Annotated in this window: 14 protein-coding genes and 1 pseudogene; 10 read left to right on the forward strand and 5 right to left on the reverse strand. The window is 65.0% G+C overall.

Features of this window, described 5'->3' with window-relative positions; translation table 11 throughout:
• The first annotated feature begins 24 nt into the window (after positions 1-24).
• The 9 genes and pseudogenes from KYG_RS13085 to KYG_RS13125 all read left to right on the forward strand — a co-directional run.
• Positions 25-810 carry an enoyl-CoA hydratase-related protein gene (locus tag KYG_RS13085; protein ID WP_008905386.1) on the forward strand — a complete coding sequence of 262 codons (786 nt, stop codon included), beginning with the start codon at positions 25-27 and terminating at the stop codon, positions 808-810.
• 52 nt (positions 811-862) lie between these two features.
• A complete protein-coding gene (locus tag KYG_RS13090; protein ID WP_008905387.1) occupies positions 863-2,020 on the forward strand; it encodes an acyl-CoA dehydrogenase family protein in 1,158 nt (385 codons plus the stop codon).
• 11 nt (positions 2,021-2,031) lie between these two features.
• Positions 2,032-3,210 (forward strand): CaiB/BaiF CoA-transferase family protein, encoded by a 1,179-nt coding sequence (locus tag KYG_RS13095; protein ID WP_034694532.1) that lies wholly within the window; start codon positions 2,032-2,034, stop codon positions 3,208-3,210.
• Positions 3,211-3,226: 16 nt separating this feature from the next.
• A complete protein-coding gene (locus KYG_RS13100; RefSeq protein ID WP_008905389.1) occupies positions 3,227-4,597 on the forward strand; it encodes an MmgE/PrpD family protein in 1,371 nt (456 codons plus the stop codon).
• Positions 4,594-5,433: a CoA ester lyase gene (locus tag KYG_RS13105; protein WP_008905390.1), complete on the forward strand. Its 840-nt coding sequence runs from the start codon at positions 4,594-4,596 to the stop codon at positions 5,431-5,433. Before KYG_RS13100 ends, KYG_RS13105 begins: the two co-directional genes overlap by 4 nt.
• Positions 5,434-5,467: 34 nt before the next feature.
• A complete protein-coding gene (locus KYG_RS13110) occupies positions 5,468-6,256 on the forward strand; it encodes a citryl-CoA lyase (protein ID WP_008905391.1) in 789 nt (262 codons plus the stop codon).
• A gap of 85 nt (positions 6,257-6,341) precedes the next feature.
• Positions 6,342-7,388 (forward strand): biotin synthase BioB, encoded by a 1,047-nt coding sequence (gene bioB, locus KYG_RS13115; RefSeq protein ID WP_008905392.1) that lies wholly within the window; start codon positions 6,342-6,344, stop codon positions 7,386-7,388.
• Positions 7,389-7,437: 49 nt separating this feature from the next.
• Complete coding sequence (gene panD / locus KYG_RS13120; RefSeq protein ID WP_008905393.1) at positions 7,438-7,854, forward strand: aspartate 1-decarboxylase; 417 nt, start codon at positions 7,438-7,440, stop codon at positions 7,852-7,854.
• Positions 7,851-8,971: pseudogene (locus tag KYG_RS13125) on the forward strand (aminotransferase class III-fold pyridoxal phosphate-dependent enzyme); the annotation flags it as partial. The gene panD and the pseudogene KYG_RS13125, both read left to right, overlap by 4 nt.
• 32 nt (positions 8,972-9,003) lie before the next feature.
• Here KYG_RS13125 and KYG_RS25205 read toward each other — a convergent pair.
• The 5 genes from KYG_RS25205 to KYG_RS13145 form a co-directional block, all read right to left on the reverse strand.
• The gene (locus KYG_RS25205) at positions 9,004-9,279 is read right to left on the reverse strand and encodes a hypothetical protein (RefSeq protein WP_008905394.1); all 276 of its coding nucleotides are present in this window, start codon (positions 9,277-9,279) and stop codon (positions 9,004-9,006) included.
• A 575-nt stretch (positions 9,280-9,854) separates the two neighbouring features.
• Positions 9,855-10,286, reverse strand: coding sequence for a Zn-ribbon domain-containing OB-fold protein (locus KYG_RS13130; RefSeq protein WP_008905395.1), 432 nt, complete (start codon positions 10,284-10,286; stop codon positions 9,855-9,857).
• Positions 10,283-11,482, reverse strand: coding sequence for a putative thiolase (locus KYG_RS13135; protein ID WP_008905396.1), 1,200 nt, complete (start codon positions 11,480-11,482; stop codon positions 10,283-10,285). Before KYG_RS13135 ends, KYG_RS13130 begins: the two co-directional genes overlap by 4 nt.
• Positions 11,483-11,505: 23 nt before the next feature.
• Entirely contained in the window at positions 11,506-13,143 is a 1,638-nt protein-coding gene (locus KYG_RS13140; protein WP_008905397.1) for a class I adenylate-forming enzyme family protein, read from the reverse strand.
• Between the two features lie 47 nt (positions 13,144-13,190).
• Positions 13,191-13,874 carry a nitroreductase gene (locus KYG_RS13145; protein WP_034694535.1) on the reverse strand — a complete coding sequence of 228 codons (684 nt, stop codon included), beginning with the start codon at positions 13,872-13,874 and terminating at the stop codon, positions 13,191-13,193.
• Positions 13,875-13,974: 100 nt separating this feature from the next.
• Here KYG_RS13145 and KYG_RS13150 point away from each other — a divergent pair, with 100 nt between their 5' ends.
• Positions 13,975-15,945, forward strand: a complete 1,971-nt coding sequence (locus KYG_RS13150; protein ID WP_008905399.1) for an AMP-binding protein — start codon at positions 13,975-13,977, stop codon at positions 15,943-15,945.
• Positions 15,946-15,975 lie beyond the last annotated feature (30 nt).

Genomic DNA, 15,975 nt, shown 5'->3' on the forward strand with positions numbered 1-15,975 from the left:
AACTTTTTTTCACGAGGAAACACCATGAGCGATCAGGAAGTCATTTACGAAGTCAAGAACTTTGTCGCCACCATCACCATCAACCGACCCAAGACGCTCAACGCGTTCACCGGCGATACGATCAAAGAGATGGAGCGGCTGCTGGCCCAGGCCGGCAATGATCCGAAGGTCGGCGTGATCGTGCTGACCGGTACGGGCGAGCGCGCCTTTTGCGTCGGCGGTGATGTCAACTGGGAAAAGGGCGACAGCAGCGGCAAGAGCGGCCTGCAGGACCTGGAATTCAACTTCAACCGCCAGATCGCCGAATGCCCAAAGCCCGTGATCGCGCGCGTCAACGGCTACGCGATTGGCGCCGGTCACCACATTGCCTATTTCTGTGACTTCACGATTGCCGCCGAGCACGCGATCTTTGGCCAGAACGGCCCGCGCGTCGGTTCACCGGCGGGTGGTTACATCGTCTCGCATTCGGCCAATGTGCTTGGCCACAAGCGTGCGCGCGAGCTGTGGATGCTGTGCCGCCGCTACAGCGCGAAGCAGGCGTTCGACTGGGGCCTGGCCAATTCGGTGGTGCCCATGGCCCAGCTCGACGAAGAAGTGCAGAAGTACTGCGACGAATTGCTGTCGCTGTCGCCGACCTGCCTGAAGATCGTCAAGTGTTCGTTCTACCACCACATGGCCCCGATCATGGGCAAGGACATGAACGACCTGATCCAGGAAGTGGCACCCAACTATTTCAGTACCGGCGAGCAGCAGGAAGGGGCCAGCGCCTTTCTTGAAAAACGCAAGCCCGACTTCAGCAAATTCCGCTAACCGGTAATCTTTGTCCTGCGCGGCTCAGCGGGGAACTTTTAGAGACTGAAAAATGATGAACCAAGAACGTTACCCCGAGTTGCGCGCCGCCCTGCGCGATCTTTTTAAACGCTTCCCCGACGAGTACTTTCGCAAGATTGACGATGCCCGTGCTTACCCCGAGGCGTGTGTGGACGCGCTGACCAGGGCCGGCTGGCTGGCGGTGATGATTCCGCAGGAGTACGGCGGAGCTGGCTTGGGTCTGGCCGAAGCCTCGGTGGTGATGGAAGAGGTCAACCGCTGCGGCGGCAATGCCGGCGCCTGTCACGGCCAGATGTACAACATGGGCACCTTGCTGCGCCATGGCTCGGATGAGCAGAAGCGCCTCTACCTGCCCAAAATTGCCAGCGGCGATCTGCGCCTGCAGTCCATGGGCGTGACCGAGCCAACCACAGGCACCGACACCACCAAAATCAAGACCACCGCGGTCAAGCAGGGCGACCGCTATGTGGTCAATGGCCAGAAGGTCTGGATCTCGCGGATTCAGCACTCCGACCTCATGATTTTGCTGGCACGCACCACCCCGCTCAAAGATGTGAAGCGCAAGTCAGAGGGCATGTCGATCTTCATCGTTGACCTGCACCAGGCCATTGGCCAGGGCATGACGGTGAACCCGATCCGCAACATGGTTAACCACGAGACCAATGAGCTGTTTTTTGACAACCTCGAAATCCCGGCCGAGAACCTGATCGGCGAGGAGGGCAAAGGTTTCAAGTACATCCTGGACGGACTGAACGCTGAGCGCACGCTGATTGCCGCCGAGTGCATTGGCGACGCCCGCTGGTTCGTCGAGCGCAGCGCCCGCTATGCCAGTGAGCGCCGCGTGTTTGACCGCCCGATCGGGCAGAACCAGGGCGTGCAGTTTCCCCTGGCCGAGGCACACATCGAGACCGAGGCCGCTGACCTGATGCGCTGGCGTGCCTGCGAGCTGTTTGACGCCCACCAACCGTGTGGCGCAGAGGCCAATATGGCCAAGTACCTGGCCGCCAAAGCCTCCTGGGAGGCGGCCAACACCGCCATTCAGACCCATGGCGGCTTTGGTTTCGCCTGCGAATACGACATCGAGCGCAAGTTCCGCGAAACCCGGCTGTACCAGGTGGCGCCGATCTCCACCAACCTGATCCTGAGCTACGTGGCCGAACACGTGCTGGATCTGCCCCGTTCATTCTGAAAGAAATTGCCATGCGTCCATTGGAAGGAATGCTGATCGTTACGCTGGAGCACGCGATTGCCGCGCCGTTCTGCACCCGCCAACTGGCCGACCTCGGCGCGCGCGTCATCAAGGTCGAGCGCCCGGGTGAGGGCGACTTCGCCCGCGCCTACGACAGCCGGGCCCACGGCTCGGCTTCCCACTTCGTCTGGTGCAACCGCTCCAAGGAAAGCCTGACGCTCGACCTCAAGCACCCAGATGCCCGCGCCGTGCTGCAAAAGCTGGTGGAGCGCGCCGACGTGCTGGTGCAGAATCTGGCGCCCGGTGCTGCCGCGCGCATGGGACTGGACCACGCCAGCCTGGCGCCGGTCAATCCGCGCATCGTGGTGTGCGACATCTCGGGCTACGGCGACGGCGGCCCCTGCACCGAGAAAAAAGCCTATGACCTGCTGATCCAGAGCGAGGCCGGTTTTGTCTCCGTCACGGGCACGCCCGAACAGCCCTCCAAGGCCGGCCTGTCGATTGCCGACATCGCCGCCGGCATGTACGCTTACAGCAGCGTGCTGGCCGCCTTGCTGGAGCGTGGGCGCACCGGGCGCGGCCAGCGGCTCGAAATCTCGATGCTCGAAGCCATGTCCGAATGGATGGGCTTCCCGCTCTATTACACGCTGGACGGCCAGCCGCCGCCGCCGCGTGCCGGCGCCTCGCACGCCGCCATTTACCCCTACGGCCCCTTTGCCTGCGGCGACGGCAAGCAAGTGGTGCTGGCGGTGCAGCACGACCGCGAATGGGCCACCTTCTGCAACCAGGTGTTGCAATTGCCCGAGCTGACCGCACAGTACCTGGGCAACGCCAACCGGCTGGCCCAGCGCGAGAAACTGCGCGGCATCATCGAAGGCGTCTGCGCCACCCTGACCGCGGCGCAACTGGTGGCGCGGCTGGATGCGGCGCAAATCGCCAATGGCCAGCTCAACGAGATGGCCGACCTGTGGAAGCACCCGCAACTCGCGGCGCGCGGGCGCTGGACCGAGATCGGCTCGCCCGGCGGCACGTTGCCGGCGCTGTACCCGCCGCACCACGTCAATGGCAGCGAGCCGCCGCCGCCCATGGGGCCGGTGCCTGCGCTGGGCCAGCACACCGAAGCCATCCTGACCGAGCTCGGCTACGGCGAGACTGACATTGCCCGGCTGCGTGCGGACAAAGCCATCTGACTGCGAGATCGATGCCATGACCCTGGATACAAACCCGAGCGCGACGCTGGCTGCCTTTGCCGCCGATCTGTCATTCGACACCATTCCGGCGCCGGTGCTGCGCCGCACCGAAGACCTGTTCCTCGACTGGTACGCCTCCGCGCTGGCGGGCAAGGGCGCCCGGCCGGTCGAGGCCATCGAAGCCTATGCCCGCACCATGGGGCCGGACTCGGGCCGCGCCGAGGTGCTGATCTCGCGCCGCACCACCTCGCCCCATTTCGCCGCGATGGTCAACGCGGCCGCCTCGCACTTCGCCGAGCAGGATGACGTCCACAACGGCTCGGTGTTTCATCCCGCGGCCGTCGTGTTCCCGGTGGCGCTGGCCATCGCGCAGGACATCGGTGCCAGCGGCCGCGAGTTCCTGGCCGCCGTGGTGGCGGGCTATGAAGTCGGCATTCGTGTGGGCGAGTTCCTGGGCCGCTCGCACTACCGCATCTTTCACACCACGGCCACCGCCGGCACGCTGGCCGCCGCCGCAGCGGCCGGACGGCTGCTCAAGCTCGATGCCGCCACCATGCTGCATGCCTTCGGCAGCGCCGGCACACAAGCCGCCGGACTGTGGGAGTTTTTGCGCGACGCCGCCGACTCCAAGCAGCTGCACACCGCGCACGCGGCATCCTGCGGTCTGACCTCGGCCTACCTGGCGCGAAGCGGTTTTACCGGCGCGCGCCAGATTCTGGAAGGCGCGCAGGGCATGGCCGCGGGCATGTCGAGCGACGCCGATCCGGCGCGCCTGACCGACCGCCTGGGCCAGCGCTGGGCCACGGCGGAAACCTCGTTCAAATACCACGCCTCGTGCCGCCACACCCACCCCAGCGCCGATGCGCTGCTGACGCTGATGCAGACGCACGGCGTGAAAGCCGACGACATCGAAAGCGTCACCACCCAGGTGCACCAGGGCGCCATCGACGTGCTGGGCCGCGTCACCGTGCCGGCCACCGTGCACCAGGCCAAGTTCTCGATGGGCACGGTGCTGGCGCTGGCGGCCGAATACGGCTTTGCCGGGCTGAATGAATTTGAAGCGCATTACCTCGCGCCGCGCGTGGCCGCCTTGCGCGACCGCGTGACCATGCAGCTCGACGCCGAGGTCGATCAGGCCTACCCGCAGCGCTGGATCGGCAAGGTGACGGTGACGACGCGCGATGGCCGCAGCTTGAGCGCGCGGGTCGATGAGCCCAAAGGCGACCCCGGCAACACACTGACGCGCGCCGAGATCGAAGACAAGGCGCAGCGCCTGGCAGCCTACGGCAAGGGGGCTACGCCTGCCGAGGTTCAGGCGCTGATCGCGCGCGTCTGGGCGGTGGCCGAGGCGCCGCGCATGGACCGCTGGTTGGAGGCACGCGCATGACAGCCCATACCTCTGGCCCAAAGGCTTTGCTGCATGCCTATCTTTTTGTGCCCGCCGACCGGCCCGAGCGCATTGCCAAGGCGCGCGCCAGCGGTGCCGACGCGGTGATTGTTGACCTGGAAGACGCAGTGGCCCCCGAGGCCAAAGTGCGCGCGCGCGAGGCGCTGGCGGCGCTGCTGGACGAGGCCGCGCCGCTGGTGGTGCGCATCAACGCCGCCGGCACGCCCTGGTTTGACGATGACCTGGAACTGTGCCGCCACCCCGGCGTGGCCGCCATCATGCTGCCCAAGGCCGAAGGCATCGACGCCGTTTGCACCGTGGTCGAGACCACCTACCAGGACGTGCTGCCCATCATCGAGTCGGCGCGCGGCCTGCATGAGATGGACAGCATCGCACGCGTGCCGGGCGTGATCCGGCTGGCCTTTGGCAGCGTCGATCTGGCGCTGGATCTGGGCATTGAGTGTGCGCCCGATGGCACGGAAATCGAGCTGCTGGCCTTCCGCTCCCAACTGGTGCTGGCTTCGCGGCTGGCCGGGCTGGCGGCGCCGGTGGATGGTGTCAGCACCGCCATCGACGACCTGCAACGCTTGCAGGCCGACACCGAACGCTCACGTCGACTCGGCTTTGGTGCCAAGCTGTGTATCCACCCGAAGCAGCTGGCCACCGTCCAGGCGGTGTTCACGCCGAGCCCTGAACGGCTTGACTGGGCGCGCCGCGTCTGCAAAGCATTTGAAACGGCGGGTGGTTCCGCCGTGGCCGTGGACGGCCAGATGGTCGACCTGCCGGTGGTGCAGCGCGCGCGCGCCGTGCTGCGCGACGCGGGTCTGAGCGCCTGATTTTTTAACCCACTCCAATCGACTGGAATTCCTTATGACTCGCAAAGCCAAACCCATCCGCTCCGACATTGCCTGGAGTACCCCCGACCGCATCGAGGTGCACGGCAAGAGTCTGCCTGACGAAATCCTCGGCCATCTCAACCTGGGTGATATGGCCTTCTTGCAGATCGTCGGGCGCATGCCAACGCAGCAGGAGTCCAACGTCTTCAACGCCATCGCGGTGACGCTGGTCGAGCACGGCATCACGCCCAGTGCGCTGGTCGCGCGACTGACCTACGCCGGTGCGCCCGAGTCGTTGCAGGCCGCAGTGGCGGCCGGATTGTGCGGCCTGGGCAGCGTGTTCGTCGGCAGCACCGAAGGCACCGCCAAAATGCTCTACGAGGCCCTGCCACCCGGAACGAAAGGGGCTGACCTGGAGCGCATCGCCATCGACACCGTGGCAGCCTTTCGTGCCCGCGGCCAGATCATCCCCGGCCTGGGACATCCGCTGCACAAGCCGGTCGATCCGCGCGCCCCGCGCCTGTTCCAGATCGCCAAGGACAATGGCTTTTCCGGCGACTACATCCGGCTCGAACAACTGATCTGCGCCGAGGCCGAGCGCGTCGCTGGCAAGTCGCTTCCCGTCAACGCGACCGGCGCCATCGGCGCCATCAGCTGCGAGCTCGGGCTACCATGGAAAATTGTGCGCGGCATCGGCGTCCTGGCGCGTGCCATAGGGCTGGTGGGACACATCCTGGAAGAGAGCAAGAACCCGATGGCGGTCGAGATCTGGCAGCGGGTCGAAGACGAGGCCACCCAGCACATCAGACCACAAGGCGCCTGAAGCGCTGTGGCTGGCCTTGCAGGCACGATGCGCCCGCGTCGACCTATCGATTGAATTTTGCTGGACACCACTGGAGTATTGCGCAATGAATGACACGATCCTGAGAGAAGAACCCATCCACTGGGTGCAATCACCCCCGCAGCCTGCCGAGGCATCGAGCGTGGGAACCTTGTCGGTCGAGGCCCGCCAGCAGGCCTGGCCGGTGGCCGAGGTGCAGGCCCTGCTGGACCTGTCATTCCCTGAGCTGATGCACCGCGCGCAGACCGTGCACCGCGAGCACCACGACCCCACCGAGATGGAGCTGGCCACGCTGCTGTCCATCAAGACCGGCGGCTGCCCGGAGGACTGCGGCTACTGCCCGCAGTCGGTGCACTACGAGACCGGCGTGCCCGCCACCAAGATGATGACGCCCGAGGAAGTGCGCGAGGCCGTGCTCGGCGCCAAGGCGGCCGGCGCCTCGCGCTTCTGCATGGGTGCCGCCTGGCGAGCGCCCAACGACCGCGACCTGGAAAAGGTCGAGGAGTTGGTGCGCGTGATCAAGGACGAGGGCCTGGAGGCCTGCTGCACCCTGGGCATGCTCACGGGCGACCAGGCGCAACGCCTCAAGGGTGCTGGTCTGGACTACTACAACCACAACCTGGACACCGCGCCCGAGCTGTACGGCGACATCATCACCACCCGCGACTACCAGGACCGGCTGGACACGCTGGGCCACGTGCGCGGGGCCGGCATCCACGTCTGCAGCGGCGGCATCGTGGGCATGGGCGAGTCCCGCGCCGGGCGCGCCGGCCTGATCGCGCAACTGGCCAACCTGGCACCGTACCCCGAGTCGGTGCCGATCAACCACCTGGTCAAGGTGCCCGGCACGCCGCTGGCCGACGAGCCCGACCTCGACCCGCTGGAGTTCGTGCGCACCGTGGCGGTGGCCCGCATCACCATGCCCAGGGCCAAGGTGCGCCTGTCGGCCGGGCGCCGGCAGATGGACGAATCGACCCAGGTGCTGTGCTTCCTGGCCGGCGCCAACTCCATCTTCTACGGTGACAAGCTGCTGGTGACCGGCAATCCCGACGTGGAAGCCGACCAGGACCTGCTGGCCCGCACGGGCATGCACACCACGCGGGCGCACGCCTGACCTTGGCCCTGTCGATGGCCGAGGCTCCCTCCGTTCAAGCAAATCCCCTATGTTCCGCACCCTGCTGAAATCCAAAATCCACCGCGCCATCGTCACCCACTGCGAGCTGCACTACGAAGGCTCTTGCGGCATCGACGAAGACCTGCTGGAGGCGAGCAACATCCGCCCCAACGAACAGGTTCACATCTGGAACGTCAACAACGGCGAACGGTTCATCACCTACGCCATCAGGTCGCCGCGCGGCAGCGGCATCATTTCGCTCAACGGCTCGGCCGCCCGGCGCGCCAGCGTGGGCGACCTGGTGATCATCGCGGCCTTCGGCATGGTGCACGAAGACAAGCTCGACGAGGCCGTGCCCCAGCTGGTGTTCCCCGACGCTGCCAACCGCATCGTCGAGATCCGCAGCGAGCCCGCAGGTCCGCAGGCCGGCGACCCGGTCATCCTGCCCCTGGGCGCCGAGCTTTGACGCAGCCCGTGTCGGCCAACGCCGTGGCGCCAGCGCAGCCCTGGTGGGTCAACCTGTTCGGCCACAACCACCCCGCGATCCGCGCCGCGCTGATCGACCAGCTGCACACACTGGGCCACGTGATGCTTGCAGGCTTCACCCACGGGCCAGTGGTTGAACTCTCCGAACGCCTGGCCGCGCGCACCGGCCTTGGCCACGCCTTCTACGGCAGCGACGGTGCTAGTGCCACGGAGTTCGCGCTGAAGATGAGCGCCCACCACTGGCGCAATGCGGGCCGGGCAGGCAAGTGCCGGTTTGTCAGTGTCGCCGGGGGCTACCACGGAGAGACGGTGGGCGCGCTGGCCGTGACCGACATCGCGCTGTTCCGTGAAGCCTACGCGCCGCTGGTGCGCATGGCCGCCACCGTGCCCAGCCCCGACGCCAGGCAGGCCGCGCCCGGCGACACCCCGGCCGACGTGGCCGAGGGGGCCGCCGCCTCACTGGGCGACTGGCTGGCCGAACACGCGCACGAGACCGCTGCGGTGATCATCGAGCCGCTGATCCAGTGCGCCGCCGGCAAGGCCATGCACGACCCGCTGTACCTGAAATGTGAAACGCGCGCGTGAGCTTTGCGACCGGCACCAGGTGCACCTGGTGCTCGACGAAATCGCGGTCGGCTTCGGCCGCACCGGCACACTGTTCGCGCACGAGCAGGCGGGCATCCGCCCCGACTTTCTCTGCCTCTCCAAGGGCCTGACCGGCGGCACGCTGCCACTGTCGGTGGTGCTCACCACCGACGCGGTCTATGCCGCCTTCTACGACGACGAGGTGGCGCGCGGCTTCCTGCATTCGCACAGCTACACCTGCAACCCGCTGGCCTGCCGCGCCGCGCTGGCCACGCTGGACCTCTTCGCGCAGACCGACGCGCTGCGCCAGAACCTGGGCACCAGCGAGCGGCTGGCCGCGCAGTTCGCGCCGATCTCCAAGCACCCGCGTGTGCGCTTCGATCGACGCAAGGGCATGGTCTTCGCGTGGCACGTGCTCAGCACGCCTGCCCGACTTCGGCCGCCGCTATGCCTGCCGCGCGCTGGCGCAGGGGCTGCTGCTGCACCCCATCGGCCACACGATCTACGCCATCTTATCGACGATGCCCTGGTGCGACAGTAGTGGTCACGCCACCTCCAAATCCACCATCGCCTCGATGCACAGGTTGCGTTCGTACAGCAGCAACGCGCGGATCGCGCGCAGCCTGACCGCCAGGCACGAGGCGTCGGGAGCAAAAGCCAGCTCTTCGGTCAGCGCCGAGGTGCTGTCTGCCAGGGCCTCACGATGCCGCCCCGCCTTGAACAGCAAGGCGGAAAAGATCACCCGCACCCACATGTGGCCGAAAGGCGAAGGAGCCTCCCCGAACTTCACTTGCACCTCGCGCAAGGACTGGGGGGCCACGGTGAAACGTCAATTGCATTTGTGCGCATAGGCCAGAACCGTTTGTGCGGCGCCATAGTGGAATGGGTCCTGATCTTGTGGTCCTGCCGGCCACTGGCGCACAAAGACCTGGCATAGCGGCGCAAAAAAGCATCATGGGACGACGACGTTGTCCAAGGGCCTGCAACAACGCCAGCAAGCCGCTCTCGACCACCGCCGCCGCGTCAATGGCCCCCATCGCGACCGGCTCCGACGGGCCTCCGATCGCATTCAACAAGGAGCGAACAAAGAACACCTGGTCGCGCCAGGAAGCATCGAGTCCCACCCACACGGGGTCTGCGTCTTTGCAAGCGCGAAACCATCCGCCCATCAATGTCGTCTTGCCATAGCCGACCGGCGCAACGATGGCCACGATCCGTTCATGCATGGACAAGGGCGCAATCGCCCGCCGCGCCACTGTGGCCGTCGTCAGGTCAGGAGGAGCCCCCTCGACTGCCGCCTGGGAGGACGGCGCAGCAACAAGCTGCGGCCACCGAAATCCCGCGTTGGGTTGGGTCATGTCCTCAGACACTCAGAAGGCGCACGACGACGCTGCCTCACGCTGGAGGTCCGGCCGCCCGGAATCGCGGCAGCGACACACCACCACCGACGGGTTCGCAAACCAACTCGACAGCCATGTCGAAAGTGACTGCTGAAGGGTCTGCGCCGATGAAGGAGCTGATCATCCGCGGACCTTCTTCGAGTTCGACCAGCAGCACCGCATAGGGCGTGTCCTGTTTGAAAGCCGGGCCGGGCGCCCGGTGAACCACGCTGAACGAATGCACCTTGGCGCGACCGCTGGCGGCCCGGTGCTCTAGGCGCTCGCTACCGCACTCACGGCAGATCGCCTGTTGGTAGAGCTGCACGTGGCCGCACGCTGGGCAGTGCTGCAGCAGCAGCTTGCCCTCCTGAATGCCGCGCCAATAGATGTCCGAATCTGCATCTGGCATCGGCTGTGGCTTGAGGTGGGCGTCTTTGAGGTTGATCACAGCGTGGCCTCCGTTCCCAGGATGGTGGTGGCGTTGGTCGCAAAACCGGCGCCCAGGCTGTGCACCAGGCCAAGTTCAGCGCCCGCGACCTGGCGTTCACCGCAGCTTCCGCGCAGCTGGTTGACGACCTCGTAGAAATGAAACAGCGAACCCGGCATGCCCGAGTGCGCAAACGACAGCAGGCCTCCATGGGTGTTGCAGGGGATGGCGCCGCCGTAGGTGATCTGCCCGTCTTCGACGAAGCGCCCACCTTCGCCCTTGGGGCAGAAGCCGAGGTCCTCCAGCATCATGATCACCGTGCCGGTGAAGCAGTCATAGATCCCGGCCACGTCGATGTCCTTGGGCCCGCAGCCGGCCATGGCGTAGGCCTTGGCGCTCGACTGCACCGCGCCCGTGGTGGTCAGCGAGGGCATCAAGAAGATGTGCTCGTGCGTGTAGCATTCGCCGCCGCCGAGGATGTAGATGGGCTTGGCAATTCCCAGCGCCCTGGCGCGCTCGGTCGAGGTGACGATGAAAGCTGCTGCGCCGTCGGAGATGAGCGAGCAGTCGAGCTTGTGGTAGGGCGTTGTCACCCAGCCGGAATTCAGCACGTCATCGACGCTCAGCGGATCGGTCATCTGCGCCCCCGGCGTGCGGCGTGCGTGTTCGCGGTGGATCACCGCCACCTTGGCAAATTGCTCGGAGGTGGTGCCGAACTCCTTCATGTGGCGATGCGCTGTCATGGCGAAGGTGTTGGCCACGGGAATGCCGAATGGCATTTCGTATTGCTGGTCCCGGCTTTCGGTCATCGAGCGCAGGGCCAGGTCGGGCGACAGACCAGTCAGCAAGCTGTCGCCGCCCACCACCAGAACGGTCTCGGCCAGGCCGCCAGCAATGGCGGCGGCGGCGATGTTGAACAGGGTGGCCGCCGTGGCGCCGGAGACCTGCATCGTGTTGGAGAACGTCGGCTGGATGCCGAGGTACTCACTGAAGGCTACGCTGAATCGGTGAAACGGCGAGGCGAAGGCGGAGCTGGAAAGCACGCCATCGACCTCGTGCTTGCCGATGCCGGCATCGGCAAGCGCCTTGCCTGCTGCGTCGGCGGCCAGCGCGAGCGCGCTCTTGCCCGGCACGCGGCCGACGGCCGAAATGCCGGCGCCGATGATCGCGGTTTCACCGCGGAGACTGCGCGGCGATGAGTTCGTTTGAGGGGTCATGATTGAGTGTCCAGAGTTGGAGGTCACGCCCCCGAAGCATGCACGCGTTGTCGCAATTGCGCCTTCAAAATTTTCCCCACCGGGTTGCGCGGGATGATGTCAAGGTACTCAATATGCTCGGGCAGCTTGTAGACCGCCACGCCAATTTGTTTCAAGTGGTCAACGATATCTTCCAGCGTCGGCAGCCGGGCCTTGTCCTTGGGCACGACGTAGATACAGGTCTTCTCGCCCATGATTTCGTCGGGCACCGCCACCGCTGCTACCTCTTGCACACCGGGGTGGGTGAGTACCAGGTTCTCGACCTCGGCGGCGCTTATATTGAAACCACCACGAATGATGATGTCCTTCTTGCGGTCAAAAAAGCCGATGTGGCGTTCATCGCGCACGATGAAAAAATCACCGGTGCGAAAGAAACCGTCGGCCGTGAACGAATTCTGCGCGAGGTCTGGCCGCCGGTAGTAGCCGGCAAACACGTTGGGTCCGCGATAGACCAACTCGCCCACCTCGCCTGGCCGCGTGCATTCTTGGTCTTGCTCGTCAAGCAGCTTGGCTTGTACGCCTTCCATTGTCGACGGCCATTCAAGTCCCGGCTTGCCCCACCAGGGAAAATGGTCCGATCGCATAGCGAAGTCCGGCACGTCAACCGGGCCGCCAACCAAGCCTGTGCCCTCGGTCTGCCCCCACAGGTTGCAGATCTCGATGTTCCAGCGGCGCTTGAACTCCTCCATGCTCCAGCGCGAGGGCGGCGCTGAGCCTGTGGCGATTGAGCGGATGGATGACAAATCGAGGCAGTCGACATTGGGCAGCTTGAGGATCATGTTCAGGATTGCAGGCACCAGAATCGTGAACTGAACCTTTTCCGTGAGTATTTGCTTGAGGAACAGTTCGACATTGAGCGGATGGTGCAGCAGCAGCGTGCCACGCGCTGCCAGCCAGCTCAGCCAAGCCACGGCACCCGTCATGTTGACCATCGGTGCTGGTGCCAGTACACGGTCACCCTCTTGAATGCCCGCCGTATTGGGCACCAGCCGCATCTGGTAAAGCCAGTTGTTGTGCGACATCGGACAGCCCTTGGCATGTGATTCAGTACCCGAGGACCAGCACAGGCTGAAAATATCGTTGGCACTGACGCTGACAGCGTCCAGCAGGGCCTGGTCTGGTGCCTGTGCGGCCAAAGCGGTGACGTCTTCAATCGCCACGGTGGCGTAGCCTAGCTTGGCAGCCATCGAAATGTGGTCGAAGCCCTTGAAATTTTTTACGCCGATGTAGAGCTGCGCCTGACTGGCCTCTGCGACGTTGCGCAACTCGGTTTCGCGCCACTGCATGGCCACCGGAGACAGCACGCCTCCGGCGCGGGACACAGCAAAGTACAACGCAATCAACTCCCAGACATTGGGTAACTGCGCAACCACAACATCGTCTTTTTTAAGTCCACGGCGAATCAGCCCGGTGGCAATCGCGTCGACGGCTTTGCCGAACTCGCTCCAAGTTACCGAGGTGGCGGGCGTGCCGATGAGCGCCTCACGGTCTGGTGTATCGACGATGGCCACTCGTTGCGGAACATCGACAACATGTGCCGCAACCACATCAAGCAGGGTGCGGCCCCCCCAAAGTTTGGCGGCAGTGTAGTGTTCAATCGTAGAAGGCGAATGCAGGATCATGAGTAGTTTCTTCAGAAAATTTTGATTAAATCAACGAAAAGCTTTGGTCAGCTCTGGGGATCGAAACCATGGAAGCTGGCAAACGCCTCCACATCGGTTCGTTCGGTAATGAAGGCATTCTCCGGGGCCGACAGATCCTCGTGCCCGAGGGCGATGCCGCAGGCGAGGATTTCGTGGTCACTGATCGGCAACTGGGCGCGCGCCACCTTGTGGAACCAGGCAAACGCGGCCTGCGCACAGGTGTGCAGTCCCTGCGCGCGCGCGGCCACCAGAATGTTCTGGATGAACATGCCCAGGTCCATGAAGCTGCCAGTGTTCAAACGGCGGTCGAGCGTGACGAGCAGCCCCACCGGCGCGTCGAAGAACGTGTAGTTGCGCAGCATCTGGCGCTCGCGTGCCGCCGCGTCGTCGCGGGCGATGCCCAGGCTGGCATACAAACCGAAACCGCAGCGACGCCGGCGCTCCAGATAAGGCTCGACCCAGGTCGTGGGGTAATACGCGTACTCGGGCTGATGCCGGTCAGGCTCGTGCGTGGCCGCCTCAATGAAGGCATCACACAGGCGCTGCCGGGCCTCACCCGCCACCGCATACACCTTCCACGGCTGCACGTTGTTGCCACTCGGGGCACGCGCCGCCACGCTCAGAATGTGCTGCACCACCGAGGAAGGAACGGAGGCAGGTAGAAACCGCCTGACCGATTTTCGGCTGCGGATCGCTTCGTCGACATGCACGGATAGACCGCCTTTCTGACTACGTAGAGCTGCGGAGAAGAAACGACGCGGTGAGACTGCACCGCTGGACTCCAATACGACGTTCGGATAGGATTGCCACATGAATTCTACCAAACAACCGTTTGATTGGGCGCCTTCCCCTGAACTGATGGCGCAGTCCAACCTGACCGCTTTTTTGCACAAAGTGGGCGAGTCCGACTTCGAAAACTTGAGTGCCCGTGCCGACGCCGATCCGGCCTGGCTGATGCAAGAGGTGTTCGAGTTCTGCGACTTCCGCTTCTACCAGCCCTACACGCAGATGCTTGACACCTCGCGCGGCATCGAATGGGCACGCTGGTGCATCGGCGGCACCACCAACATCGTGCTGAACTGCCTGGAACGGCACCGCGGAACGCCGGTGTGGGACCAGCCTTTCCTGGTGTGGGAGGGCGAAGACCCGAAAAACCGCAAGTCCTTGAGCTACCGCGAATTTGACGCCGAAGTCTGCCGCCTGGCCGGAGCGCTGCAGTCGCTGGGCATCGGCCAGGGCGACCGGGTCGGCCTGTACCTGCCCAATCTGCCGGAGACCTTTGTCGCATTCTTTGCCGTACTGAAAATTGGCGCCGTGTTGATGCCGCTGTTCTCCGGCTTCGGGCCGCAGCCCATTGTCGCCCGCCTGAACGACGGCGAGGCCAAGGCGGTGCTGACGGTGGACGGCACCTGGCGGCGCGGCACGCCCGGCGTAATGAAGTCGGTGCTGGACGAAGCACTTGCCGAGGTGCCCAGCGTGCAGCACGTGGTGGTGCTGCGCCACCTGGGCGACGCCGCCCCCTGCCCGATGACGCCGGGACGCGACCACGACTGGGCCAGCCTGGTCGCCGGCCAGCCTCACGACATGCCGACCGCCGAGATGGCCGCCGACGCGCCCGCCGTGCTGCTCTACACCTCTGGCACCACCGGCAAGCCCAAGGGCTGCGTCTGGACGCACGTCGGCTTCCTGGGCTCGATGGTCACGCGCGACATGCACATCTGTGCCGATTTCAAGTCGAGCGACCGTTTCTTCTTCATGAGCGACATGGGCTGGATGGTGGGCGCCATGTGCGCCTGCATTCCGAGCTATTTCGGCGGCAGCCTGCTGGTGGCCGAAGGCACGCCCGACTTCCCCGACACGGGCCGCTTCTGGCGCCTGGTGCAAGATCACAAAGTCACCTACCTGGGTGTCGCGCCCACGCTGATCCGCAGCCTGATGCGCTACGGCGACGAAGAAGTCCAGCGCTACGACTTGTCTTCGCTGCGCATCACCTGCTCCGGCGGCGAGGCCTGGACCGAGGCGCCCTGGCGCTGGTTCTTCAAGCACATCTGCAAAGAGAAATTGCCGTTCCTCAACATCGTCGGCGGCACCGAGGTGGGCGGCTGCAACTTCACCGGCACCCTGCACCATCCCTTGCGGCCAGGCTCGTTCGGCGCGCGCGGGCTCGGCGCCGGGGTTGACATCGTCGATGAAAGCGGCGAGCCGGTCGGCGCGGGCCAGGTCGGCGAGCTGGTGCTGCGCAACCCCAACATCGGCTTCACCAAGAGCCTGTGGCGCGACGACGAACGCTACCTCGACAGCTACTGGCGCACCATTGCGGGCGTCTGGGTGCATGGCGACTTTGCGATGCGCGATGCGGACGGCCTGTTCTACATCCTCGGACGCAGCGACGACACGATTAAGGTCTCAGGCAAGCGCACCGGCCCGTCGGAGATCGAAACCCTGCTCACCGGCACCGGCAAGGTGTCAGAGGCGGCGGTGATCGGCGTGCCCGACGAGATCAAGGGCTCGGCCATCGTCTGCGTCTGCGTGCCGATGCCCGGCGTGGCGGCGGACGCGGCGCTGAAGGCCGAACTGTCGCAGGCGGTCGTCCATGGCATGGGCGCCTCCTACCGCCCCCGGCAGGTGCTGCTGGTCAGCGACCTGCCCAAGACGCGCAACATGAAGATCATGCGCCGCGTGGTGCGGGCGTTGTACAAGGGCGACAGTCCGGGCGACTTGTCGTCGCTGGTCAACCCGGAAACGGTGGCCGAGCTGCAGGGCAAACTTGCAAAAGCTTGAGCCTGGTTGTGCGCCATATCCTGCCCTGAC

Origin of the sequence: Acidovorax sp. NO-1 (assembly GCF_000238595.1) — a bacterium.
Classification (GTDB): domain Bacteria; phylum Pseudomonadota; class Gammaproteobacteria; order Burkholderiales; family Burkholderiaceae_C; genus Acidovorax.